The 24,299-nt window shown below is 63.6% G+C and carries 22 protein-coding genes; 9 read left to right on the top strand and 13 right to left on the bottom strand.

Annotated features, from left to right (window positions below; all coding sequences use genetic code 11):
• Window positions 1-8: 8 nt before the first annotated feature.
• The gene (locus tag AC5I5I_RS25395) at window positions 9-884 is read right to left on the bottom strand and encodes a dienelactone hydrolase family protein (protein WP_495977863.1); all 876 of its coding nucleotides are present in this window, start codon (window positions 882-884) and stop codon (window positions 9-11) included.
• 208 nt (window positions 885-1,092) lie between these two features.
• On the opposite strand from AC5I5I_RS25395, the gene AC5I5I_RS25390 reads away from it, so the two are divergent.
• From AC5I5I_RS25390 to AC5I5I_RS25375, 4 genes are read left to right on the top strand one after another with little or no spacing between them, the layout of a single operon-like run.
• Window positions 1,093-2,178: a TRAP transporter substrate-binding protein gene (locus tag AC5I5I_RS25390; protein WP_495764905.1), complete on the top strand. Its 1,086-nt coding sequence runs from the start codon at window positions 1,093-1,095 to the stop codon at window positions 2,176-2,178.
• Window positions 2,179-2,682 (top strand): TRAP transporter small permease subunit, encoded by a 504-nt coding sequence (locus tag AC5I5I_RS25385; protein ID WP_495764904.1) that lies wholly within the window; start codon window positions 2,179-2,181, stop codon window positions 2,680-2,682.
• Window positions 2,682-4,007 (top strand): TRAP transporter large permease, encoded by a 1,326-nt coding sequence (locus AC5I5I_RS25380; protein ID WP_495764903.1) that lies wholly within the window; start codon window positions 2,682-2,684, stop codon window positions 4,005-4,007. The genes AC5I5I_RS25385 and AC5I5I_RS25380 overlap by 1 nt, the downstream gene beginning before the upstream one ends.
• Window positions 4,008-4,061: 54 nt before the next feature.
• Window positions 4,062-5,912, top strand: a complete 1,851-nt coding sequence (locus tag AC5I5I_RS25375; RefSeq protein ID WP_495977860.1) for an NAD(P)-binding protein — start codon at window positions 4,062-4,064, stop codon at window positions 5,910-5,912.
• Between the two features lie 100 nt (window positions 5,913-6,012).
• On the opposite strand, the gene AC5I5I_RS25370 is transcribed toward AC5I5I_RS25375, so the two are convergent.
• Complete coding sequence (locus AC5I5I_RS25370; protein WP_495977858.1) at window positions 6,013-6,945, bottom strand: metal ABC transporter substrate-binding protein; 933 nt, start codon at window positions 6,943-6,945, stop codon at window positions 6,013-6,015.
• Window positions 6,946-7,059: 114 nt separating this feature from the next.
• Between AC5I5I_RS25370 and AC5I5I_RS25365 the strand changes: the two genes are divergently transcribed.
• The gene (locus tag AC5I5I_RS25365; RefSeq protein WP_495977856.1) at window positions 7,060-7,479 is read left to right on the top strand and encodes an META domain-containing protein; all 420 of its coding nucleotides are present in this window, start codon (window positions 7,060-7,062) and stop codon (window positions 7,477-7,479) included.
• A gap of 127 nt (window positions 7,480-7,606) precedes the next feature.
• On the opposite strand, the gene AC5I5I_RS25360 is transcribed toward AC5I5I_RS25365, so the two are convergent.
• From AC5I5I_RS25360 to groES, 3 genes are all read right to left on the bottom strand, one after another.
• The gene (locus AC5I5I_RS25360) at window positions 7,607-8,773 is read right to left on the bottom strand and encodes an AsmA family protein (protein ID WP_495977854.1); all 1,167 of its coding nucleotides are present in this window, start codon (window positions 8,771-8,773) and stop codon (window positions 7,607-7,609) included.
• 118 nt (window positions 8,774-8,891) lie between these two features.
• On the bottom strand, window positions 8,892-10,538 hold the full coding sequence (gene groL, locus AC5I5I_RS25355; RefSeq protein WP_495977852.1) for a chaperonin GroEL: 1,647 nt from the start codon (window positions 10,536-10,538) through the stop codon (window positions 8,892-8,894).
• A 186-nt stretch (window positions 10,539-10,724) separates the two neighbouring features.
• Window positions 10,725-11,021: a co-chaperone GroES gene (gene groES, locus AC5I5I_RS25350; RefSeq protein ID WP_495977850.1), complete on the bottom strand. Its 297-nt coding sequence runs from the start codon at window positions 11,019-11,021 to the stop codon at window positions 10,725-10,727.
• A gap of 341 nt (window positions 11,022-11,362) precedes the next feature.
• Between groES and AC5I5I_RS25345 the strand changes: the two genes are divergently transcribed.
• Both AC5I5I_RS25345 and AC5I5I_RS25340 read left to right on the top strand, forming a co-directional pair.
• Window positions 11,363-11,857, top strand: coding sequence for a hypothetical protein (locus AC5I5I_RS25345; protein ID WP_495977848.1), 495 nt, complete (start codon window positions 11,363-11,365; stop codon window positions 11,855-11,857).
• 145 nt (window positions 11,858-12,002) lie between these two features.
• Window positions 12,003-13,196, top strand: a complete 1,194-nt coding sequence (locus AC5I5I_RS25340) for an MFS transporter (RefSeq protein WP_495977847.1) — start codon at window positions 12,003-12,005, stop codon at window positions 13,194-13,196.
• Window positions 13,197-13,217: 21 nt separating this feature from the next.
• Here AC5I5I_RS25340 and AC5I5I_RS25335 read toward each other — a convergent pair whose 3' ends face one another.
• The 5 genes from AC5I5I_RS25335 to AC5I5I_RS25315 all read right to left on the bottom strand — a co-directional run bounded on the left by AC5I5I_RS25335 (window position 13,218) and on the right by AC5I5I_RS25315 (window position 19,735).
• Window positions 13,218-15,437, bottom strand: a complete 2,220-nt coding sequence (locus AC5I5I_RS25335; RefSeq protein ID WP_495977845.1) for a xanthine dehydrogenase family protein molybdopterin-binding subunit — start codon at window positions 15,435-15,437, stop codon at window positions 13,218-13,220.
• A gap of 9 nt (window positions 15,438-15,446) precedes the next feature.
• Window positions 15,447-16,463 carry an FAD binding domain-containing protein gene (locus tag AC5I5I_RS25330; protein WP_495977843.1) on the bottom strand — a complete coding sequence of 339 codons (1,017 nt, stop codon included), beginning with the start codon at window positions 16,461-16,463 and terminating at the stop codon, window positions 15,447-15,449.
• On the bottom strand, window positions 16,460-17,071 hold the full coding sequence (locus tag AC5I5I_RS25325) for a (2Fe-2S)-binding protein (RefSeq protein WP_495977841.1): 612 nt from the start codon (window positions 17,069-17,071) through the stop codon (window positions 16,460-16,462). Before AC5I5I_RS25325 ends, AC5I5I_RS25330 begins: the two co-directional genes overlap by 4 nt.
• A gap of 225 nt (window positions 17,072-17,296) precedes the next feature.
• Entirely contained in the window at window positions 17,297-19,045 is a 1,749-nt protein-coding gene (locus AC5I5I_RS25320) for an adenylate/guanylate cyclase domain-containing protein (protein ID WP_495977839.1), read from the bottom strand.
• Between the two features lie 48 nt (window positions 19,046-19,093).
• Window positions 19,094-19,735, bottom strand: coding sequence for a protein phosphatase CheZ (locus tag AC5I5I_RS25315; RefSeq protein ID WP_495977837.1), 642 nt, complete (start codon window positions 19,733-19,735; stop codon window positions 19,094-19,096).
• Window positions 19,736-20,098: 363 nt separating this feature from the next.
• Here AC5I5I_RS25315 and AC5I5I_RS25310 point away from each other — a divergent pair, with 363 nt between their 5' ends.
• Window positions 20,099-20,815: a L,D-transpeptidase gene (locus AC5I5I_RS25310; protein ID WP_495978061.1), complete on the top strand. Its 717-nt coding sequence runs from the start codon at window positions 20,099-20,101 to the stop codon at window positions 20,813-20,815.
• 137 nt (window positions 20,816-20,952) lie between these two features.
• Here the strand turns inward: AC5I5I_RS25310 and AC5I5I_RS25305 are convergent, their stop codons facing one another.
• The 3 genes from AC5I5I_RS25305 to AC5I5I_RS25295 all read right to left on the bottom strand — a co-directional run bounded on the left by AC5I5I_RS25305 (window position 20,953) and on the right by AC5I5I_RS25295 (window position 23,732).
• Window positions 20,953-21,762, bottom strand: coding sequence for a DUF2076 domain-containing protein (locus AC5I5I_RS25305; RefSeq protein WP_495977835.1), 810 nt, complete (start codon window positions 21,760-21,762; stop codon window positions 20,953-20,955).
• 70 nt (window positions 21,763-21,832) lie between these two features.
• Window positions 21,833-22,675, bottom strand: coding sequence for a ChbG/HpnK family deacetylase (locus AC5I5I_RS25300; RefSeq protein ID WP_495977834.1), 843 nt, complete (start codon window positions 22,673-22,675; stop codon window positions 21,833-21,835).
• A 4-nt stretch (window positions 22,676-22,679) separates the two neighbouring features.
• The gene (locus tag AC5I5I_RS25295) at window positions 22,680-23,732 is read right to left on the bottom strand and encodes a glycosyltransferase family 2 protein (protein ID WP_495977833.1); all 1,053 of its coding nucleotides are present in this window, start codon (window positions 23,730-23,732) and stop codon (window positions 22,680-22,682) included.
• A gap of 115 nt (window positions 23,733-23,847) precedes the next feature.
• On the opposite strand from AC5I5I_RS25295, the gene AC5I5I_RS25290 reads away from it, so the two are divergent.
• Window positions 23,848-24,297: a GtrA family protein gene (locus AC5I5I_RS25290; RefSeq protein WP_495977832.1), complete on the top strand. Its 450-nt coding sequence runs from the start codon at window positions 23,848-23,850 to the stop codon at window positions 24,295-24,297.
• The last annotated feature ends 2 nt before the right edge of the window (window positions 24,298-24,299 follow it).

Genomic DNA, 24,299 nt, shown 5'->3' with positions numbered 1-24,299 from the left:
CGAGGGTCCTACGCTCCCTTCGGCGGCGCGCCTAGCTTCTCGGTAAAGAACGCAATGGTGCGCTGCCAGGCGAGATCGGCAGCGGCCTTGTTGTAGCGCGCGGCACCGGTGTCGTTGTTGAAGGCGTGCTGCGTGCCCGGATAGGTGTGGATCACGTAGCTCTTGTTGTTGGCTTTCAGCGCGGCCTCGTAATCGGCAATGCCGGCATTCACGCCTGCGTCGTTCTCCGCATAATGCAGCAACAATGACGCCCTGATGTTCGGCACCTGCGCCGCCGGCACCTGCCGGCCGTAATAGGCGACACCGGCATCGAGTTCGGGACTCGCCGCCGCGAGGCGATTCACCATCAACCCGCCGAAACAGAAGCCTACGGCGCCGACCTTGCCGGTGGATTCCGGATACTTCTTCAGGAAGTCGACCGCCGCCACCAGCGCCACCAGCGCGTCATCCTGGTTGAGCTTCGGATGCAGGTCCCGCGCCTCGTCCTCGTTGGCGGGCGTGCCGCCGACCAGCGACAGCAGGTCGATCGCATAGGCGAGGAAACCATCGAGTGCCAGACGCCGGGCGACGTCTTCCAGATGCGGATTCAGCCCGCGGTTCTCATGGATCACCAGCACCGCCGGGCGCTTCGCATTGCCCTTCAGCCGCGTCAGATAGCCGTTGATCTTTCCCTTCGGCGATTCAAAGGACACCCGCCCGGAGACGAGCCGGGCATCGTCGGCCGGGATGATTGCGGCCTTGGCGTAATCGTTCTGCAGCATCGGCAGGAGCGCCACGGCTGCGGCGCTCGAACCCGCGAGATGGGCCAGCTTGTCCAGGAAGCTGCGGCGATTCATTTCACCATGTGTAAAGCGGTCGTACAGATCGATGATGCGCTGGTCCATGAAGTCCTCCCGGCGTTCAAAGATGCGAACACCGGCGGAGCGCAATGCATCCGCTGCGCGAATCTGATTGCGCAGCGATCAAGATTGCGCCTAGGATTTAGGCAGTTTCCGCCTGTGACATGCAGCCAAGGCTGTGTGCCGAGAAAGCGGGCTGGCCTGCTATTTGCTTAAAAATAAAGCTCAAAAATCGTACAGCGGGAGAGTGTCTATGCGACGTCGGGATTTCACGAAAATTGCCTTGGCCGGTGCGGCCGCGACGGTGGCGGCGCCTGCGGTCGTGCGCGCGCAGACCACCTTCAACTGGAAAATGACCAGCTTCTACGGCCCGAACGCGGCCTTCTACTCGACCGGCCCGGGCGGCGCCAAGGATCTGGCCAAGCGCATCGAGGAGATGTCGAACGGCCGCATGAAGATCCAGTTCTTCGGCGCCGGCGAACTGATCCCGGCGGCGGAAGGCTTCGACGCGGTCTCGTCCGGCACCGTCGAGATGAACTACGCCAATTCGTACTTCTGGACCGGCAAGAGCTTCGCCGCGCAATACTTCACCGCGGTCCCCTTCGGCCTCAACTTCCAGGGCTATAACGGCTGGATGTTCGACGGCGGCGGCCTCCAGCTCTGGCGCGAGGTCTACGACCGCTTCAATCTGGTGCCGTTCGTCTGCGGCAATACCGGCGTGCAGATGACCGGCTGGTTCAAGAAGCCGATCGAGAAGCCGGAAGACCTGCAGGGTCTGAAGATGCGCATCCCGGGACTCGCCGGCCGCGTCTACAAGGAATTGGGAGTCGACTCGCGCCTGATCGCGCCGGGCGAAATCTTCCCGTCTCTCGAGCGCGGCGTGATCGATGCCGCCGAATTCGTCGGTCCGTATCTCGATCGCCAGCTCGGCCTGCAGAAGGTCGCGAAATATTACTACACCACCGGCTGGCACGAGATGGCGACGGCGAGCGAGCTCACCATCAACAAGGCGAAGTGGAATTCGCTGCCACCGGACCTGAAGGCGATCGTCGAGAATGCCTGCCTGGCCTGCAACACCATCAGCGAGGCCTGGTGCCAGAAGAACAACGCCGAGGCGATGGAAGACCTGGTCAAGAACCAGGGCGTGATCGCGGGGCCGCTGCCGGATTCAGTGGTGGCGGCGTTGCGTGCCGCCAACGACAAGATCCTCGCCGAAGCCGTGGCGAAGGACCCGGTCACCAAGAAGGTCCACGACTCCTATATGGCCTACAAGGCCAAGTACGACGCCTGGGCCGATCTGAGCGAAACCGTCTACCACACCAAGATCCGGAAGGCCTGATTGCACGCTGCGGAAAAGCTGGCCGGCGGGATCGATGCTTTCACCGATCTCGTCGGCCGCGCCACGTCATGGCTGGCGCTGGGCATCGCGCTCGTCATGGGCGCGAATGTGTTGATGCGCTATATGTTCTCGATCGGGTTCATCTGGGCACAGGAACTCGAATGGCACATCTTCGTGCCGATCTGCCTGTTCGGCATGTCCTATGCGCTGCTGCACAAGGAGCATGTGCGCGTCGACGTGCTGTTCCAGTATTTCTCCGAGCGCAACAAGCATCGCGTCGATATCGTCGCGGCAATCATTTCGATGGCGTTCTGCATCATCGTGATCCGGCTCTCGATCCCCTATGTGTACCAGTCATGGTCGATCGGGGAGGGCACCGCCAATCCCGGCGGCATTGAATATCGCTACATCGTCAAATCCCTAATCCCGATCGGCTTCGCCATCATGTTCCTGCAATCGCTGTCCGAGGCGATCAAGAGCTATCTTGCGATGCGGAGAGCGTGATGCCGTATCTCGAGATTCTCGCCATCTGTATGCTGGCGTCGTTCTTCGTCTTGCTGATGGCTGGCATTCCGGTCGCGCTGACGCTCGCCACCACCGGACTTTTCTTCGGCTATCTCGGCTTCGGCAGCCTGCTGTTCAATTTGCTGCCGGGCCGGATTTTCGGCGTGGTGACCAATCAGACGCTGCTTGCGATCCCGCTGTTTGTCTTCATGGGCATGATGCTGGAGAAGTCGAGGCTCGCCGAAGACCTGATGGACGTGATCGGTCATCTCTCGGGTTCGCTGCGTGGCGGGCTTGGCATCGGCATCGTGGTCGTCGGGGTGTTGCTCGGCGCGACCACGGGCATTGTCGGCGCAACCGTCGTGACCCTCGGCCTGCTCACGCTTCCGGGCATGATCCGGCGCGGCTACGACAAGGGGTTGGCCTGCGGCGTGATCTGCGCGTCCGGCACGCTCGGCCAGATCATTCCGCCCAGCCTGATCCTGATCCTGCTGGCCGATATTCTGAACCTGTCGGTCGGAACCCTTTTCGCCGCCGCGATGATCCCGGGCCTGATGCTGGCGGGCATCTATGTCGTCTACATTCTCGTGCTCGGCATGGTGCGGCCGGAGAGCGTCCCGGCCTTTTCCGCCGAGGAGCGCGCATCGGTTTCACGCTCCGACCTGACGAGGAAGCTGTTCAAAGTGGTGGCGCCGCCCGTCGGGCTCGTCGCCGCGGTTCTTGGTTCTATCATCGCCGGGATTGCGGCGCCGTCGGAAGCGGCTTCGATGGGCGCGCTCGGCTCGATCGCGGTGGCCGCCATCGGCCGCCGGTTGTCCTGGCAAGTCCTGCGCGACACTGCGCAGGCTACCACCAAAATCACCGCGATGATGATGTTCATCCTTATCTGCGCGCAGGCCTTCGCGCTCGCCTTCCGCGGGCTGCAGGGTGAGAAGATCGTCGAAGACCTTTTTGCGTTCCTGCCGGGCGGCATCAACTCGGACATCTGGTTCCTGATGTTGATCATCTTCATCCTCGGCTTCTTCATCGAATGGATCGAGATTTCCTACATTGCGGTGCCGCTTTTCCTGCCGGTGTTCCTGCAGGCCAATGTCGACATGGTGTGGCTGGCGATCCTGATCTGCGTGAACCTGCAGACCTCGTTCCTGACGCCGCCCTTCGGATGGGCGCTGTTCTTCCTGCGCGGGGTCGCGCCGCCTGAGGTGACGACCGGCGATATCTATCGCGGGGTCATCCCCTTCATCGGAATGCAGCTTGTGGCGCTGGCGCTGGTGTTTCTGTATCCGGCCCTTGCAACCTGGTTGCCCAAGGCGATCGGCTGGTGAATCGTCATGAAGGTGCTGTAGTCTCCGCCCGGTCATGAACGGAGACTGCGGGTAATGCGCGACATTACACGCCGCGATTTTCTCGACGGATGCGCGCTGACGATCGCGGCGGGCCTGACGCCGGGAGCGCAATTCGCCGCCGCCGCGCAGCCTGCGCCGGGACCGGCCGCATCGACCGGTTTGCGCGGCCATCATCAGGGCTCGTTCGAGATCGCGCATGCAATGCGCGACGGCGAGGTACCCGATTTCGCCGGACGCCCGACCGAGGAGGATTACGACCTCATTGTTGTCGGTGCCGGGATCAGCGGGCTCGCGGCGGCGTATTTCTACCGCAAGCAGCGCCCGCGCGCCCGCATCCTGATCCTCGACAATCACGACGATTTCGGCGGTCACGCCAAACGCAACGAATTCTCCGTCGATGGCCGGATGATCCTCGGCTACGGCGGCAGTGAATCGTTGCAATCGCCCAAGGCCCTGTGGAGCCCTGTGGCGATGGGTCTGCTGAAGGATCTCGGCGTCGATATTGCGCGCTTCGACACTGCGTTCGAGCGCGAGTTCTATCCGTCGCTTGGGCTGTCACGCGGCGTGTTCTTTCCGCGCGAAGCGTTCGGCCGCGATGTGCTGGTGACCGGCGATCCGACCCACACCGCCGCGGACGAACTCGGACCGGGCTTGCTCAACGCCAAGCCGGTTGCCGAGTTCGTCGCGGCTTTCCCGCTCGATGCCGCCGACCGTGCAAAGGTGCTGTCCCTGTATGACCGTCGGCGCGATCCGCTGCGCGGCAAGAGCCGCGGCGAGAAGGAGCACATTCTCGAAAAGACCAGCTACCGCGACTATCTCGTTAAGATCTGCGGCCTGAGCGAACAGGCCGCCAATTGCTTCCATGGCCGCTCGCTCGATTTCATGGCGCTTGCCAGCGACATGATCTCTGCGGGGGAAGCGCGCGACATGGGGCTCCCGGGTTTCGATGGCCTCGGCCTGTCACAACAGGCCAGCGCCGAACGCGATGAGCCTTACATCCATCATTTCCCGGATGGCAATGCATCGATTGCGCGCCTGCTTGTGCGCGCGCTTATTCCCGGTATCGCGCCGGGCAAGACCATGGACGATATCGTGCTGGCGCCGTTCCGCTATGACCGGCTCGACCTGCGCGACAACGCGGTGCGCATCCGCCTTCAGTCGACCTGCGTCCACGTGAAGGATCGCAAGGGCGGCGTCGAGATTGCTTATGTCCGCAACGGCGAGGTGCATCGCGTCGGCGCCAGCCGCGCGATCCTCGCCGGCTTCAACTCGGCCATCCCCTATATGATGCCGGACCTGCCGGAGGAACAGCGCAATGCGCTGCTGCGCAACGTCAAGGCGCCACTGGTTTACAGCAAGGTGATCGTGCGCAACTGGGAACCCTGGGTGAAGCTCGGCGTGCACGAAATCTCCGGGCCGATGTCGTTTCACTGCCGGGTCAAGCTCGATTATCCGGTCAGCATGGGTGGCTATCGCCACCCGCGCGCGCCGTCTGAACCGATCGGGCTGCATCTCGTGCATGTACCGAACGAGAGCAATCCCGGGATGGAAGCGCGCGACATGTTCCGCATCGGCCGCATGAAGCTGCTGGAGATGACCTTCGCCGATTTCGAGGCGCGGATCCGCGATGAGCTCGATCGCATGCTGGGCCCCGGCGGTTTCTCGTCCGGCCGCGACATCGCCGCGATCACTGTCAATCGCTGGGCGCATGGCTATTCCTACGTGGAAAATTCGCTGTTCGATGCTGGTGACATCGACGACACCAAGGAGCGGGCCCGCCAGCCACATGGCCGCGTCGCCATCGCCAATTCGGATGCCGACTGGAGTGCCTATGCGCATAGCGCAATCGACCAGGCGAAGCGCGCCGTGGACGAGGTGCTGTGAGCGACGGATGAGTATTTCGTTCGTCGCCGCGAAGCGGGGACCCAGAGTTAGTTCGCTTGCGCGGGAATGAACGGAGGTCGGAGCGGCAGAGGGCGCGCCGCTACTTCTCCTTATAAGCGCTCACCAGCGCATTCACATTGGCATCGAACAGCGCGATGTAATCGTCGGTGTTGGGCAGCATCCCGACGCTGCCGGCCAGTTGCACAACTTTGGCGCCGGTGCGTTCCGCGAGCATGTTCGAATGCCGCTCCGGCTGGTTGGCCTCGGCAAGGATGAAACGGATATTCTTGTCCTTCATCAGCTTCGCGAGTTGTCCGATGCGGCCGAGCTTCGGCGGCGCGCCATCGCGCTCGGTGATGAAATCGACGATATCCAGGTTGAACCGGCGGGCGAAGTAATCCCAGTCGTCATGGAAGGCGATCAAGGGCTCGCCTTTCAGCGGCTCGAGCCGCGATTTCCATTCTCCGATCTTCTGGTTCAGCCGGGAGAGGAAGGCGGCGCGGTTCTGTTCGTAATATTTCTTGTTGTCGGGATCGACTTCGGAGAATGTCTTGACGATCGCCGCGGTGATTGAGTCCGCGGTCTGCGGGTCGAGCCAGAAATGCAGCGTCGCCAGGCCGCGTTGCGAGCGGCGGTTCCGCGCAGCGAAACCCGCTCTCACCAGCGTCGGGTCGGTTGCGGCAACGGCGGCGGACGCATCGACATGCCCTTTCTCGCCGCGCTCGATTCCGGTGCGGCCGTTCTTCTCGGCCGAGCGCGCGAGCAGCTTGTCGAACCAGCCGTCGATGCCCGGTCCCGCGCGCACCACGACGCGTGCGCCCTTCAGGATCGAGGTCTCCTGTAGCCGCGGCGCGTAGCGCTCAGGACGCTCGCCCGGCGGCACAAGGCTGGTGACGATGACGCGTTCGGCACCGACCGCCTTGGCCAGCACCCGCAGGTCACCGGTCGTGGTCACCACCCGCAACCGGTCCTGCGCCGAGGCTGTGGATACGAGTGCGGCGAAGCAGGCGAGAGCCAGAATCAGTCGTTTCATGTCGTTGTCCGTTTCCGTGCGGCACTATAAATTGACGGCGGCCTCTAATCCACGCCTGTCCAAAATTTCATCCTGCGGGCCGAACGGCCGCCCAATCAGACATCGGGGTTCTGCATGTATCCAGCGCCTTTTCGCGCGATGACCATCGCTTTGGCCGCCTGCGCTGCATCGGCGATCCTCGCCCTGAGCGCTCCTGCGGCAGCGCAAAAGGCGTTTCCCTACGGCGCTGAATTGCGGCTTGAAGCAAATCCGATGAAGGGTTCGAAGCGGCTGCCCTGGCTGCAATTCTCCGAAAACGGCGCTGTCGACATCGACCTGTGGTGCGCGACCGGCCGCGGCCGCGCCACCGTGGTGGATCGGACCATCACAATCGTACCCACGGCCCTGCGTGACAACCAGTGTTCCCCGGAACAACTCGAGCAGGACAAGGACTTCCTCAGCAAGCTGATGCAGGTCACCAGTTGGCGGTGGGAGGGCGTTCTGCTGGTGCTCGAGGGGCCCGAAGCCTTGCGCTGGCGGCCGGCGTCGAACTGATTTTGATGCCCGTCCCGGACGCGGCGATGGCCTGAGACGGAAACCGGTTTCTCAGGACCAGGAACGCGACCTTGCCGGGCCGCGGACAGTCGCGCTGTTGTGCGGCTTCCGAACGAACGGCCCAGACCTACTTCGCCCAGTCTTCTTTGTCAGTATCCCAGGTCTGACCTTTCAGCGCCTTGGCAAGCGCACCTTGCAGGTCATCGGTGCCGCTGGGTTCCGAGGTCTCCTCGTCGCTTCGGCTCGCCGCAATGGTCAGGCGGGGCGGCGCGCCGTCATCCTGGATTTCGCTTTCGGTCTGACCGATGCGAATGACCAGCGTGTCTTTCGCACCGGGTTTTTCGCCGCTGACGATGAAGGGAATGCCGATCACCTGGGTCAGCCCAAGCCCCGGAACGGTGGTGTCCGGCCGCTTCACGGTGACGGCGAGTTCGCCGGTGACATCGTCCCACTCCACCGTGCCGGGTTGCGCCGAGAACACCTTGGCGGCGACGGCGGCGAGGGCGTCGCCGAGCTTCTGCCGGTCGAGCTTGCCGGTGCCGTTGCGGAAGCTGCCTGCCGGAATGCGGACGGCGCGGCTGAGATCGATGCCGCCTCCGGTCCATCCGGCGCGGCTGACTCCGGGCATCGCCTTGGCCTTGGCGATCAGGTCCGCCGCGCGTTCCGGGTCGACATCGATCTGCACGTCCAGCGTACCGCGCCGCAGCGCCTCACAACTGGGCGCGATGCTGTAGCCCTGAACCTTCACGTTGTCCGCACGCAAGGCTTTCAGGAAATCGATCGCTGCCGTGCGTGCGACGCGGATTGCGAGCGTGCCGGGCGTGGTTTCGCGGAAATCGGCGGGGTTCTCGACGATCGTCTCTTCGACCGCGGTCTGCTCCTCGAACTCCTTGGGGCTTATGTCGGCAAGGTCCTCGGACGAGGCCTCGAGGGTCTGGTCGCCGAGTTTCACCGTGCCGTCTAAAGAAAAGCTGTTGCCGGTTCCGGACCGCCTGAGATCGACCGTGACCGGACGCTTGCCTTCCTGGGTCTGACCGGAGCCGACCAGCCGGTTGCCCTGGGGCTTCAGGGTCACAACGAAGCGGTCTCGCAAGGGCGAGCCGGGCGAGGGGGCGTGGCAGACGTCGAGTTCGGCGGAAACCACCTTGCCGCCCTGACGCGTTTCTTTCAGGAACGCGTCGGTTTCGATGTCGCCCATCAGGCCGTAAACGTTGTTGAAATAGCGAACCGTCTGCGCCGAGGCGGAAAATCCGCTGCACGCCAAAGCCAGAACAGCGACCGTCAGCACGCGCATCTGATGCCCTCCGCAGAAACCGTGACCGAATCTATCATGGCCACAAACAGGGCGCAGAAAAAAGGCGCGGCTTGCGCCACGCCTTTTCGTAACCTTTGCGAGAGTGACGGGTGTCGGGTCAGAAACCCATGCCGCCCATGCCGCCCATTCCACCGCCGCCGCCCGGCATCGGGGCCGGAGCGTCCTTCGGCAGTTCGGCGACCATCGCTTCGGTGGTGATCAGCAGGCCCGCGACCGACGCCGCATCCTGCAGCGCGGTGCGCACCACCTTCACCGGATCGATGATGCCCTTCTCGACAAGATCGACATACTCTTCGTTCTGCGCGTCGAAGCCGAAGGTCTCGGACTTGTTGTCCAGGATCTTGCCGACCACGATCGAGCCTTCCACGCCGGCATTCTCGGCGATCTGACGAATCGGGGCTTCCAGCGCCTTCAGCACGATATTGATGCCGGCCTGGATGTCCGAATTCTCGTTGTGGAGCTTGCCGATCGCCTTCTTTGCACGAAGCAGGGCGGTGCCGCCGCCGGTGACGATGCCTTCCTCGACCGCAGCGCGGGTGGCGTTGAGGGCGTCCTCGACGCGGTCCTTCTTTTCCTTCACCTCGATCTCGGTGGAGCCACCGACGCGGATGATGGCAACGCCGCCGGCGAGCTTCGCCAGCCGCTCCTGCAGCTTTTCCTTGTCGTAGTCGGAGGTGGTTTCCTCGATCTGCGCCTTGATCTGGTTAACCCGGGCTTCGATGTCCGGCTTCTTGCCGGCGCCTTTGACGATCGTGGTCTTTTCCTTCTCCATGATCACCTTCTTGGCGCGGCCCAGCATGTTGAGCGTGACGGTCTCAAGCTTCATGCCGAGATCGTCGGAGATCAGCTGGCCGCCGGTGAGGATGGCAATATCCTCGAGCATCGCCTTGCGGCGATCGCCGAAGCCGGGCGCCTTCACGGCCGCGACCTTCAGGCCGCCGCGCAGGCGGTTGACCACGAGCGTCGCGAGCGCTTCGCCCTCGACGTCCTCGGCAATGATGACCAGCGGACGGCCGGACTGCACCACCGATTCCAGCAGCGGCAGCATCGCCTGCAGGCCGGAGAGCTTCTTCTCGTGCAGGAGGATATAGGCGTCCTCCAGCTCGGCGATCATCTTGTCGGCGTTGGTGACGAAATAGGGCGACAGATAGCCGCGGTCGAACTGCATGCCTTCGACGATCTCGACCTCGGTGTCGAGCGACTTGGCTTCCTCGACCGTGATCACGCCTTCATTGCCGACCTTCTGCATCGCCTGTGCGATCATCTTGCCGATGGCCTGGTCGCCGTTCGACGAAATGGTGCCGACCTGCGCCACCTCGGACGAGGCCGCCACCGGCTTTGCGCGCTTCTCGAGATCCTTCACCACGGCGGCAACGGCGATATCGACGCCGCGCTTGAGGTCCATCGGGTTCATGCCGGCGGCAACCGATTTTGCGCCTTCGCGAATGATCGCCTGCGCCAGCACGGTGGCGGTGGTGGTGCCGTCGCCGGCGCGGTCGTTGGTCTTGCTGGCGACTTCGCGCACCATCTGGGCGCCCATATTCTCGAACTTGTCCTCGAGTTCGATTTCCTTCGCCACCGTCACACCGTCCTTGGTGATGCGCGGCGCGCCATACGACTTGTCGAGCACGACATTGCGGCCCTTCGGACCGAGCGTGACCTTCACCGCATTGGCGAGGGTATCGACGCCGCGCAGCATCCGGTCGCGCGCGTCGGTGGAAAATTTAACGTCCTTGGCAGCCATTGGATTTCTCCTGGTTTGGGGGCGCCTGTCTCGATCAGTGCGCCATGGCCGGCCTTGCGCCGGTCGTCGATCTGGAGACGTGGCTGCCCGGCACATGAGGCGTCAACGACGCCTTCTACGACGGCTATGGCCGGGCATGATGGAGGGCGCGTTGCCTGAACAATGCGCCCGGTGGGGTGCGGTCGATCAGCCGACCACGCCCATGATGTCGGACTCCTTCATGATCAGGAGTTCTTCACCATCGAGCTTCACTTCGGTTCCCGACCACTTACCGAACAGCACGCGGTCGCCGGCCTTCACGTCGATCGGAATCAGCTTCCCGGCCTCGTCGCGTCCGCCCGGGCCGACGGCGATCACTTCGCCTTCCTGGGGCTTTTCCTTGGCGGTGTCCGGAATGATGATGCCGCCTTTGGTTTTCTCATCGGCTTGGATGCGGCGCACGACCACGCGGTCATGCAGGGGGCGGAATTTGGTCTTGGCCATGATTTCCTCGCGGGCTGGGCTGCAGAGCTGAAAATTGCTGACATTGCAGCTACTTGGCACTCATCTCAAAAGAGTGCCAACGGCCAGCGTGATAGGAGGCGAAAGGGCTTGCTGTCAAGCTTTATGCAGGCGAGGCGGCAGTCACGGGCCGGGGTCCGATCTCCCGCCGGGCGCCGGCAGGATTAATGCAGGGTTTACGGAATAGCTTCATCTTCGTATCAAAGCTGATCGGACCGCGGTCTCCTCAAGCGGTCCCAATCCAAGACTTGCGCCTGAGCGATCTTGACAGCACAGTGACGGAGCGAGGGGGCCGGGGACTCCCGTAAAACCGAGGTCGAGCCATGTTAGCCGTACGGCTTCGTCTGCCGATAAAAACCATTTCGGGCCTTGCTGCCGCGTTCGCGGTTGCAGGCTGCGCCGGGTCGGGGAATACGCCCACCACCATGGCGCCGGTGGTGACCGAGGTTCCGCCGGCGATCAAGGCCCAGGAAATCACCGGGCGCTGGGGGCTCGCAGCCTTCCACAATCCGCAGGATCTGAAGCGCACCGAAGCGGCCGCGCGCAATGGCTGCCGGCAGCCGTACAATATCGGCATGGGCCCGACCGGCGGCGTGGTCATGCATATGCCCGACAAGGCCCAGCCGGAAGAATTGCGGCTGAAGGGCGCGCCCGGCAACAAGACGTATATCGGCCCGCCCGGCGAGCCGGCCGGCGGCTTGCAGGATCGTGAAATCACCTCCTTCGATGGCCGCACCATGACGGTGCGCTTTCTCGACCCGGAAGTGTCGGGCCGCTACGGCACGCAGGTTTATGTGCGCTGTGCTCCGCGGGCCTGATCGCGGTTTCTGATCGTCCCAAACCATCGGCCTTGGGTTCGATCGGATGATTGCCGGTCGTTCGGCTGAGGGCTGAATTGCAGTGCCGGCACGCCGGCTTTTGCGAGCGGCATGCTAGACTGGCTTGTGTCCTGCCGGCGCCCGCATGTCCCGTCTCCGCGAATTCATTCTTGGTCCCTGGCGCGCCGTGCTGGTGCTCGGCGTCACGCAGATTCTCGCCTGGGGCATCCTTTTCTATCCGCCCGTTCTGATTATGCCGCTGATCGCGGCGGATCGCGGCTGGTCTCTCTCATTCGCCATGGCCGGCTTTTCGCTCGCGCTTTTGGTGGCGGGAACAGCCGCCCCGACGATCGGCGGCTGGATAGATCGCTATGGCGGGCATCTGGTGATGGCGGCGGGATCGCTGACCGGGGCACTCGCCGTAGCGCTGCTCACCGTCGCCGCGCATCCCGCGGCCTATCTCGCGGTCTGGGCGCTCCTTGGCGTCGCGATTGCGGCCAATCTCTACGATCCGGCCTTCGCCACGCTGGGCCGTATCTTCGGCATCGCCGCGCGCAAGCCGATCACTTATCTGACGCTCGCCGGCGGCTTCGCCTCGACCGTCAGCTGGCCGGCGACGCAGGTGGCGCTGACCTATACGGACTGGCGCGGAACCTATCTGATCTTTGCCGCGGTGCTCGCCTTCGTTGCGGCGCCGCTGCATGCCTTCGTCCTGCCGCGCACCAGGGCCGCCGCGGCGCCCGTCAGCGATGACGCGGCAACGAAGCTGCCGACGGTTCTTCCGTCGAGCGGCCTGACATTCATTCTGGTCGCTTCCGCATTCGCGGCTTACGCCTTCATTCCGTCCGGGCTGGCGGCGCATCTGATTGCGATGTTCGGGCGCGCCGGGATCGATCCCGCGACCGCCGTGACCATCGGTGCGCTGTTCGGACCCTCGCAGGTTGCCGCGCGGATCTGCGAATTGACGTTTGGCGGACGCGCGCATCCGCTCAATCTGGCGCGGTTTTCGGTCGCGCTGATACTGGCCGGCTTTGCGGTGCTGGCGGTGTTCGGTTTCGCGCTCTGGGCGGCGATCGCGTTCGCGGTGATGTTCGGCGCCGCCAACGGCCTGCTCACGATCGCTCGCGGCGCGGTGCCGCTCGCGCTGTTCGGCGCCACCCGCTATGGCCGCGTGCTGGGTCGGATCGCCAAACCCTATCAGGTAATGCAGGCGGTGGCGCCGCTGGCGCTTGCCTTCGTTGTCGAGCGTAGTGGCGATCCGATGGCACTGGCGGTGACGGCGGCCTTCGGCGTCGTGTCCATCATTTGTCTGATCGCAATCCGCCGTCCGAAAGCCTGATACGGGCATCCGGGGGCGTGGTCAGGCCTGCAATTTGTCGAGCGTGATCGGCAGTTCGCGGATGCGCTTTCCGGTTGCGTGATAAACCGCATTGGCCACGGCGCCTGCAACACCCACAATGCCGATTTCGCCAAGCCCCTTGAGGCCGAGAGGATTGCTGTCGTCCTTTTCGTCGACGAAAATCACCTTGATGTCGTGAATGTCGGCGTGAACGGGCACGGCGTATTCGGCAAGGTTGGCGTTCATGATGCGTCCGAGCCGATGATCGATATGCGTTTCCTCGTGCAGCGCCATGCCGATGCCCCAGACCACCGCGCCGCTGATCTGGCTGCCGCCGGTCTTGGTATTCAGGATGCGCCCGGCCGCAATCGCACTGACGGCGCGCGTGACTCGCACAACGCCGAGTTGCTCGTCCACCTTCACCTCGATGAAATGGGCGGCGTGCGTGTTGTTTGCTTTCGAGTGGTCGCCGTTCGGACTGGTGGTTTTCTCCTGCTCGATGCGCTCCACGGCGCCATGCCGCATGGCGTCGGCGATCGTGACGCTGCGTGAGGCGTCGTGCTTGCTGACCAGTTTGCCGTCGGCGAGCGTGACATCGCTGGGTGCGGCATCCGCGAGCGGCGAGTTCGATACTTGCTTTGCCATGCGCAGCAGATCATCACGGATCGCGCCCGCCGTGGTGACGATGCCGTTCGATACCGAGGTCGCGATCCACGATCCGCCTTCGACCGGCGATTGCGGCAGGCTCGAATCGCCGAGCTTGATGCTGATATTCTCGATCGGTAGGCCCAGCATGTCGGCCGCAACCTGCGCCATGATCGTGTAGGTGCCGGTGCCGATGTCGGATGTCGCGCAGGCGACTTCGGCATGTCCATTCGCAGTCAGCGCGATGCGCACCGTGATCGGCATCTGCAGCGCCTCCCAGATCCCGGTCGACATGCCCCAGCCGACCAGATCGCCGCCATCGCGCATCGAGCGCGGTGCGGGATTGCGCTTGCTCCAGCCGAACGCCGCCGCGCCCTGGCTGTAGCATTCGCGCAGCGCCTTGCTGCCGAACGGTTTGTCCTCGTTCTGGTCGCGGTCGGAATAGCACCGCAGGCGAAGCTCGAGCGGATCGAGCTTGAGCTTGACCGCCAGCTCGTCCATCGAGGATTCGAGCGCGAACAGTGCCGTCACGGCGCTGGGCGCGCGCATGTCGGCGGCGGTCGGCAGGTCAAGCCGTGCCAGCCGATGAACATATTTCGCATTGGGGGACTTGTAGAGCAGACCCGACCAGCCGGTCTCCTGCCGGTGGAAGTCCTCGTATTGCGACGTGACGGTGACGGCGTCATGGGTAATCGCATCGAGCGTGCCGTCGCCGTTCGCGCCGAGCGCGATGGTCTGGATCATCGCCGGCCGGTAGCCCAGTTCGTACATCTGCGGCCGCGTCAGAACGAGACGCACCGAACGCTGCAGCGCGCGCGCCGCCAGCACCGCCAGTGCGACCTGGAATTGCGGCCGCAGTCCCGACCCGAAGCCGCCGCCCATGTAAGGCGACATGACGCGCACATCTTCCGGCTTCATATCGAAGACGCCGCAGACATACTTGTGGACGTTCTGCACGCCCTGGGTCTTGTCGTAGATTGTGAGCTTGCCGCCGGGCTCGTACACGACCGTCGAGGCATACAGCTCCATCGGGTTGTGATGTTCGATCGGCGTGTAATACTCGGCCTCGTGACGGACGGCCGCCGCTGCCAGCGCCTCCTCCGGCTTTCCGCGGGCTTTGGGCGGGGCCATTGGCCCCTCCTTGGTCTTGACCGGCGTAGCCCTGTCGCGCTCGCGAAAGATGTCCGTAACGAAATTTTCCGTCGCGTACTCGACCTTCACCAGAGATGCCGCGTAGCGGGCGATCTCCGACGTTTCGGCGACGACCATGGCGACCGGCTGACCGTTGAACATGATCTTGCTGTCGTAAAGCGGCCGGTAAGGCGATCCGTCTTCCGGTGCCACCTCGTCCTTATAGGCTTCATCCTTGTCGGCCATGGCCGGCCGGTTTTGGTATGTCAGGACGGCGAGCACACCCTTGGTCGCCTTCGCGGCGCTGTCGTCGATACGGGTGATACGGCCCTTGGTGACGGTCGAGGTGACGAGGCTCGCATGGGCGAGACCCGGTGAGTTGAATTCAGCGGCGTATTTGGCGGCGCCGGTGACCTTGGCGATGCCGTCGATGCGGGATGTTGCCGTGCCGATGTAAGGTGCCATGGCCAAAGCTCACGCGATCTTCTTGTTGGATTGCGATTGCGGCGTTCCGCGCGCCGCCTGCGACAGCGCGCGGACGATGGTGCGGCGCGCCAGTTCGATCTTGAAGGTGTTGCCGCCGAATCCTTCAGCTTCGCGCAGCACGATATCGGCAGCCCTAGCAAACGCCACTTCATTCGCCGGTTGACCGCGAAGCGCTGCCTCCGCTTCGGTGCTGCGCCATGGCTTGTGCGCAACGCCGCCAAGAGCGAACCGCGCTTCTTTTATGGCGTCGCCGTCCAGTTCAAATCCCGCGGCGACCGAGACCAGCGCGAAGGCGTAAGACAGCCGGTCGCGGATTTTGAGATAGGTGTAGTTCGACGCAAAGCCACGCGGCGGCAGCTCGACGGCGGTGATCAGTTCATCCGCCTCGAGGTTGGTGTCGCGCTGCGGCGTGTCGCCGGGCAGTCGATGAAACTCCGCGAACGCAATCTCACGCTCGCCGCGCGGTCCGGCGACGTGGACTTTCGCTTCCAGCACCGCAAGGGCCACGCACATATCGGACGGGTGCACGGCAATACAGGCTTCGCTGGTGCCGAGGATCGCGTTCATCCGGTTGACGCCGTTCCGGGCCGAGCAGCCGGAGCCCTGTTCGCGTTTGTTGCATGCGGTCGTTACGTCGTAGAAATAGGCACAGCGCGTGCGCTGGAGAAGATTGCCGCCGGTTGATGCCATGTTGCGCAGCTGCTGCGACGCGCCGGCTTGAATGGCGCTCGCCAGCATCGGATAGCGGCGCTCGACGACCGGGTGGTAAGAGAGATCGGAATTGGGCACCAGCGCGCCGATGTACAGGCCGCCGTTCCTGGTCTCCTCTACCTTGTCCAAGGGAAGCCGCGTGACATCGATCAGCTTTGCGGGCTTCTCGACATCCATTTTCATCAGGTCGACCAGATTGGTCCCGCCGGCGATGAATTTTGCGCCTTTGCTTGCGACCATCTGCTGCACGGCATCGGCGACATTGCTCGCACGCGAATATTCGAAGCCGATCATGACTGCCCCATTACCTGCTGGATCGCCGCAACAATGTTCGGATAAGCGCCGCAGCGGCAAATGTTGCCGCTCATCAATTCGCGAATCTGGTCCGGCGTCTTCGCCTTGCCTTCGGTGATCAGACCTGCTGCCGAACAGATCTGGCCCGGCGTGCAATAGCCGCACTGGAAAGCGTCGTGATCGATGAAGGCCTGCTGCAGTGGATGCAGCTTACCGTCGGTCGCAAGGCCTTCGATCGTCGTGATGCTGGCGCCATCCTGCATCACAGCGAGCGTCAAACATGAGACCACGCGCCGGCCGTTGATCAGAACGGTGCATGCGCCGCATTGGCCCTGGTCGCATCCTTTTTTGGATCCGGTGAGGTCGAGTTGCTCGCGCAGCACATCAAGTAGCGTCGACCGCGGGTCGAGCGTGAGCGCATGCGGCCTCCCGTTGACGGTGATGTTTGTTTTCACGCCTGATGAGACCCCGTTCTCCGCAATCTGAGCAGGGGCGGTATCGGAGGGCAGGGTGAGGGCCAGCGGCAACGCCGCTCCGGACGCGACAACCTCGCGGCGGGTTGGGTGTGAAGCACGAGTCGTCGTCGCTCGTGATGCGTCATTTGGCATGGACAACTCCAGGCGAGCATTGCGCATGCGTGCAGCCGTCCATCGCGAACCCGTGCGCGCACGCGAGCGATCAATCTCGATAGACAAGAATAGTTTCAAAGAAAAAAGGCCAAATGGCTTTATTCGCGAAAATGTTTCCGCATTGCGGCCAATGTTCTCAGCTTGCTGCCAAAGCTGCAAAAATTGTGGGCAGGCTCTGCATGCAGGTGCAAGGCGCCACGCCGGTCACCGGAGTTCCGGCACCTCGTTCAAAGCATAAAACGCGATCGACCCCGTGCGCCCCTTGACCGTCGCGTGGTGCAGCTCATGGCCCTCGAGCTTGAGCCCGGCCGCTTGTGCCGCGGCCTGCGACAGGATCAGCGAGCAGGAATGGTCCTTAGTCAGGCCCTCGAGGCGCGCGGTGGTGTTCACGGTGTCGCCGATCGCGGTGATGATCTGCGAGCGCGGCGGGCCCATCGCACCGACAATCGCTTCGCCGAAATGGATGCCGACGCCGATCTTTAACGGCTCTTTGAGGTCGGCCTTCAGCCGGAGATTGACCTGGTCGAGGCGCATCAACACCTCGCGAGCGCCGCGCAACGCCTGCACGGCGCTCGCCTTGGGATCCGGCGTATCGAGCCCATAGATCGCCATCAGTCCGTCGCCGGTGAAGTTCGAGTAGTGACCGCCGGTCGCCGCCAGCGCCTTGCTCATCTCGTCGAAAAACTGGTTGAGGATGAACAGGACGTCGTAGGGCATCCTGGCTTCACCGAGCGTGGTTGAGCCGCGCAGGTCGATGAACATCACGGTGAGCTGGCGCTCGCTGCCTTCGGCGCCGGCACGGATCAGGCCATAGGTTGCGGTCGCATCCGCCGTCAGCAGCGGCAGCACCGTTATGTCGGAGGTCGGCCGCAACTGACAGGCAAGCCGGACGCCGTCGTTTGCGCCGATCCGCGACAAGGCCGTGGCCTCGAGCCCCTGCGGTTCAGGCAATCCGTCCTGCCCGTTGGTCACCCGGATGCGGCAGGTGGTGCAGCGGGCGCGGCCGCCGCAGACCGACGCATGCGCGATACCGTTGGCGCGCAGGGTTTCGAGCACGGTCGCTCCCGGCAGGATCCTCATGGTGCGGCCAACGGCATGGGTGAGCCGTGGCGCCCGGTACATGCGGTGAATGAGTCCGCGGACGGTGCGTGCAATGAACGGCAGCAGCACCAGGCCGGCATAGACGGCGAACGTGATGTAGATGGCCTGCCACGCCTTGGCGATCGCCTCCGGAGAGAAATTACCCTCGCGGATGAGTTCGCGGACGAAGTCCGGATCCTGTGCATCCCGCAGGATCTGGTTTCCGCCGGAGATGTATCCGGCGATCGACAGCGTAGGGATCAGAACCGCAACGGTGGCAAGGGTTGGAAACCACGCGGCGTACCAGCGTTTGGGCCGCAACCAGAAATGCAGGCCAATGCAGGCGTGAATCCAGACCGTCAGGATCGCGGCGATATGCAGATAGACGAACCATGGCGCGCCGAACAGCACAGGCCGGCCGAGCCAATGCGAGGCCAGAACCGAGGAATAGCTGTTGTCAGTCCCGAAGAAGTCGTCGGCGACCTTTGTCCCGACGACATGGATGATGATCAGCAGCGGAATCGCGAGCCCGAGCGCGATTTGTGCGATCTCCCAGGCGGGCATGCGCAGATAGCGGCGAATATAAATCGACCACAGCGCGTTCAGCACATGGACTGTCAGCGCGATCACAAGCAGGCCGGTGCCGACGTCCGACAGCCAGAATCGCATCAGCACGTCGAAGGCCTTTTCGGCCACCGGTATCGAAATGATCAGAAAAATATGGCTGCCGAAATGGCACAGCACGAATGCGAGCAGCACGAGCCCGCTGACGAGCCGGGCATACGCGCGCACAAGCCGCGCGGTGCCCGTCATCCGTGCGACGCGGGCGGGCTTCGGCGGCACGGCAAGAGCGGCTGGTGAGGAGGCGGACATGGCTCGGGACCGGTATCTACCACAGGCGGCCGGTCTTTATATCATCGGTTAGTGAAACAGCTTGTCGATCTCGGCCTGGGTCGAATGTCCGCTGTCGCCGCTGAGTTTCGGCCCGCTGAGGAAGCCGTCAAGGCCGCTGGTGGTCGATTGGGCGGCGTCGACATCAAAGCGCTCGATCACGCTCCAGATTTCCATCATCCGCGCCAGATGCTCCTCGACCAGTTTGAGCATGCCCGCGACCTTGGCGATCCGCTGGCCGGTCAGGTCGTGGAAATTGCAGGCTTCGAAAATCGCGGTGACGCGCTCCTGGATATCCTGCGCCAACCCCCGTTCGTGGCTGCCCTTCAAAAGGCTTGCGAGCGCCTGGGCCGTCTGGTCGATGTCCTCGGCTGCTTTCAGGATGCGCTCGGTCGCTGCCGTTGTGTCGGCGAACACCGCCTCCAGTTCCCCGGTGACGCGCGCAACGCGCCCGGAATCAAAACCCTGGTTCTGCAACGAGCCGATCTCGGCGCGGGTCTCCTTGATCGCGCTGCCGATCACGTCCAGCTCGATCCTGAGCTTGCGCGCGTCCTGCGACGGTTCGAGGGACGGAAGCGGTTCGCCGCGATCCGGCCGGTGCTCCTCCATCAGCGCGCGCATGGCGCGCAACTCGGCGATCACGTCGGCGGGGTGTTCGCCATCCCGGGACACGTCAGCGCCCCGAGGCTCGAACCTCGCTCGCATCGTTTCTTCGATCCGGAAAATCTTGCGCTGAACCGGCATGGTGGTCCCCCGCGATACTCATAACCAAACCGGCTTAATGCGGGGTTCATGCCTGCTTGGAAGCGAAGCGTTAACCACGCCGCTTCACCCAAAATAAACGCTAATCGCAGGTAAAGGCCGCCCGATCGTGGTTAGCGATGCGTTGCCGCGCGCTGTTTACCATTCGCATCGATTTTTCCCGTGTAGTCGCTCGCATGAGCGGCGCCGCTGTTTGGCGCCCATCTCCAAGCCGATGTCGAACAAGTGTGAGTAGCGTCGATGAAGCGTTCTGGTCTTTTGCTTGCCGCAGCCATGACCGGTGTAACCGGTGCTGCGCTCATCTCAACGCCGGTCCATGCGCAAAGTCAGCCGAATATGGGCGGCGGGTTTATCGAGTTTCTGTTCAGCGGTGGACAATCCGGCGCGCAGCCGCGCTACCGCGAGCAGCCGGCCTTTCCCGGCGCACGGGTTCAGGGCGATGAGCAACGTTCGCCGGGCTATTACCAGCCCGGGATGTATCAGGATCCGAACGGCACTCCGCCGCTGGTCTATCGCGGTCCCGATCAGGGAGGCTCACGCGCCTTCGATCCGCGTTTCGCCAAGCAGGTGGTGCCGTATTCCGGCAAGGAAAAGCCCGGCACGATTGTGGTCGATACGCCGCAGCGCTTTCTCTATCTGGTGCAGGATAACGGGACCGCACTGCGCTACGGCATCGGTGTCGGACGCCCGGGTTTCACCTGGGCCGGCGTGAAGTCGGTCACCCGCAAGGCGGAATGGCCGGACTGGGTGCCGCCTAAGGAAATGCTCGCCCGCCGGCCGGAATTGCCACGCCACATGGCCGGCGGACCGGACAATCCGCTCGGCGCGCGCGCGCTGTATCTCGGCTCGTCGCTTTATCGCATCCATGGCTCGAACGAGCCCTGGACCATCGGCCAGGCGGTGTCGTCGGGTTGCATCCGCATGCGCAACGAGGACGTCACCGATCTCTACGAGCGGGTGAAGGTCGGCACCAGGGTTATCGTGATCTGATCGCAAATGCGGCGATCAGCGGGCCGCGCATTCGCTTGTCTGAAGGTCCCCAGCCTTCCGTAAACGATGGCCGGCCCGTCAATTAAAAAAGGTCCGCTCGCGAGAGCGGACCTTTTCTTTTTCGTGCGGCGGGTGGATCAGAGATCGTAGTCCATATCCATGTCGAAGCCGCCATCGTCTTCCGGCATCAGCGCGCCGTCGTCGGCCGCGCCATGCGCCTGATCGTAAAGCCCGGTGCGGTCGCTGGCGCCCTCCGACCGGCCGACGCTGTCGAGCCCGGCCTGTTGCGCGAGATTGCCTTCGCCCCCGGCTGCGTCGCCCCAAGGATTGGCTGAAGGATTGGCCGCAGCCGCATCCTTACCGGCGACGTCACCAAGGCCTTGCGCCTTGGCCTGGCCTCCGAACATCCCGCCAAGCGAATTCATCAGCAATGAGCCGCCGATCGCGCCCGCAGCCGCGGCCGCTGCGGTTCCGAGGAACGAGCCACCGGCACCGCCGCGTCCGGCATCGGCCTGCGGCGCCGGCCCGCCCTGATAGCGACCCGGGTAGCCGCCTTGTTCCGGATACGCGTCGCCCGATCGCTGAAAGCCGGGCGGCACGCCCATCGGACGGTCGCCTGGCCGGTCTCCCGGCCGAAGACCGCCGACCGGCGGCACGGAAGAGCGGGTGTTGCCGCCGCCAAAGACCGCATCGCGCATCGAACCCAGAAATCCGCCGCTGTCCTGCGGCGGAGCCTCCGCGGATTCCAGTTCGGCGATGCGTTCATGGGCCTGACGCAGTGCCTCCTCCTGCAGGAGCACCGTCTGCACCAGCGCGTAGGTCGCGTTCGGCGCCCGGCGCAGTCCGGCTTGAATCGCGTCCTCGGCGTCGGGCTCGCGCGGATTGCGCTCGAGCGTCGCAAGCCGTTCGAACAAGTCATCGACCAGTCTGCGTTCCTGCGGTGTCATAAGTTCCTCCTTCGAATCCGCGTCTGCGGACGCGCAGGATGTAGGAATGCGGATCGCGCTGCGGGAGAGGTCACGACAACGTGACGCGATGGGTCCGCAGGAGGTCGGGGAAGGTATCGCCGGCCAGGAAGGCGTGCTCCCGTTCGCGCAAATTGGTGAGCGGATCCAGCGCCTTGAGTTCGTCGTCGACAAATCCGGGATGACACATGACGACGCCGCCATCGGGCAGCCCATCGAGAAATTTGGCAAACAGCGTGGCGAAATCCGGGTCGGTGCTGAAGTCATAGCTGCCGGCAAAGCCAGGATTGACCGTGACTCCCAGGGCCGTCGCGCGTTTGCGAAAGCCCGCACTCATCATGTCGAGCAGCAGGCCCTTGCGGTCGGACATACGCGCCGACAGAGGTGTCACCCGTCCGCATTGCCGCATCCAGGCGCCGGGCAGGCTTTCGCGAATGACCGACAGGACTGCATCCCGGATCTGCGGGAAGATCTGCACATGCTGATGGCCGTCGACATAATCGGGGAGATAGCCGAACGTCTGCGAGAAGGCGGCAATCTGCGTGCGCAATTCGTGGGCGATGCGCTCGCGGTCGAGCCGCGCGATCAGCGCGCTGCCGAGCGTGGCGGGCAATGACAGGAAGGCACCGTCCTGCAAATGGGTGTAGCTCTCGCTCGACGGCCGGAACGGCGCCGTGAGGGTGAAGTGCAGGCCGATCTGCAGATGCGGCGCGATGCGCTTCAGGGCGGTGAGTGCTGCCGCCTCTGTCGAGGTGAGGGACGGCGCCACCACCATCGCCGAGGTGGCATTGATGCGGCCTTTGGCGATCAGGCTGCGGATCGCTTCGTTGACGCCGGGCGAGATGCCGTAATCGTCCGCGCATAACACGATGCGCCGCAGGTTGGTCGCGTTCATCTGATCAGGCGGCCGCGCCGGGCTGGCGATCGTCGCCGGCGTCTTCGCTCGCCTCGCTGCGGGTCTGATGTTCGGCGACGAAATAAACCGGTCGCGCCTTCTGCTCGGACAGGATCTTGCCGATATATTCGCCAAGCACGCCGATCATGATCAGTTGCACGCCGCCCAGCACCATCAGGCCGACTACGACTGACGGATAGCCTGGCACCGACTTCCCGTACATCAGGGTCTCGTACAGGATCGCCATACCGAAAATCAGGGCGCCGGTTGCCATCAGGATGCCGAGCAGGCTCGCAATGCGCAGCGGCGCCACCGAAAACGATGTCAGCCCCTCGATCGACAATCCGATCAGCGCGCCGAAATTCCAGCTCGAGCTGCCATGCTCACGATCGATCGGCTCGTAGTCGACGCGCAATTGCCGGAAGCCGATCCAACTCGCCAGACCTTTGAAGAAGCGGTTGCGCTCCGGCAATTGCCGCAACGCATCCGCCGCGCGCGGCGACAGCAAACGGAAATCGCCGGCGTCCTCCGGAATCTTGTAACGCGCGCGGAAATTGACCAGCGTATAAAACGTCTTCACGCCGATGCGGCGCAACAGCGATTCCTGATCGCGATGCGCCTTGGCGGTATAGATCACGTCGTAACCGTCATCCAGCCAATGCCCGACCAGCCGCTCGATCAGCGATGGCGGATGCTGGCCGTCGCCGTCCATGAACAGCAGCGCGCCGTGACGCGCGTGGTTCAGTCCGGCCATCAGGGCCGCTTCCTTGCCGAAATTGCGCGACAGCGACAGCGTCTGCACGTCTAGGCCGATCGCCGGCAGCGCGCTTGCAACCGCATAGGTGTTGTCGCGCGAACCGTCGTCGATATAGACGACCTCGATCTTCAGTCCACGGGATTGACGCAACGCCTCGGCGGTCTCGCACAGCCGCGCGTGGAAGGCGGGCAGATTGCCGGCTTCGTTGAAGCACGGGACGATGATTGACAGTCCCAGTTCGTCGCGCTTGCGCGCGGCTGCGACTGCTGTATTGCCCTCTCGTCTGGTCCTTGCCGGCATCTCTCGCGCCCTCGCGGCTTGCGCGTCTCGTTCGCAACATATATCCGCAAGTCACGGATATTGCATGAGCTTTTGTTCAGAAAGCGCCGTTCCGTCAGAAAGTTAACGCCCGCCAATGCAGGATTTGCCCGACCCTCAGAGCTTGCCGGCGCGCATCGTGGCGGCATTGCGGCGACAGGCGCTGATGGTCAAGGCCATGAGCTTCGCCTCGATCGGCGTCGTCAATACGCTCGTCGACCTCGGACTGTTTCTGCTGGCGCTCAAATACCTGACAGCGTCGCTGGTGGTAGCGAACGTTCTGGCCTGGACCGTGGCGGTGTCTGGCTCCTACGTGATGAATTCCTTCATCACATTCGCAGCTGAATCCGGACGGCGGTTGACGCCGCGCACCTACGTCGCCTTCGTCGCCTCGCAGCTGCTCGGGCTCGCTGCCAGCACCGGCACATTGGTTGTCGCGGCGATGGTGATGCCGGTGCTGTATGCCAAATTGCTCGCCATCGGCGCGGCTTTTCTGGTCAACTTTTCGATGTCGCATTTCGTGGTGTTTCGTAAGCCGAGGGTCTAGCG

Source organism: Pseudorhodoplanes sp. (genome assembly GCF_059499825.1).
The sequence above is the reverse complement of the archived record's forward strand: the minus strand, read 5'-3'. Positions and strand labels throughout refer to the sequence as shown.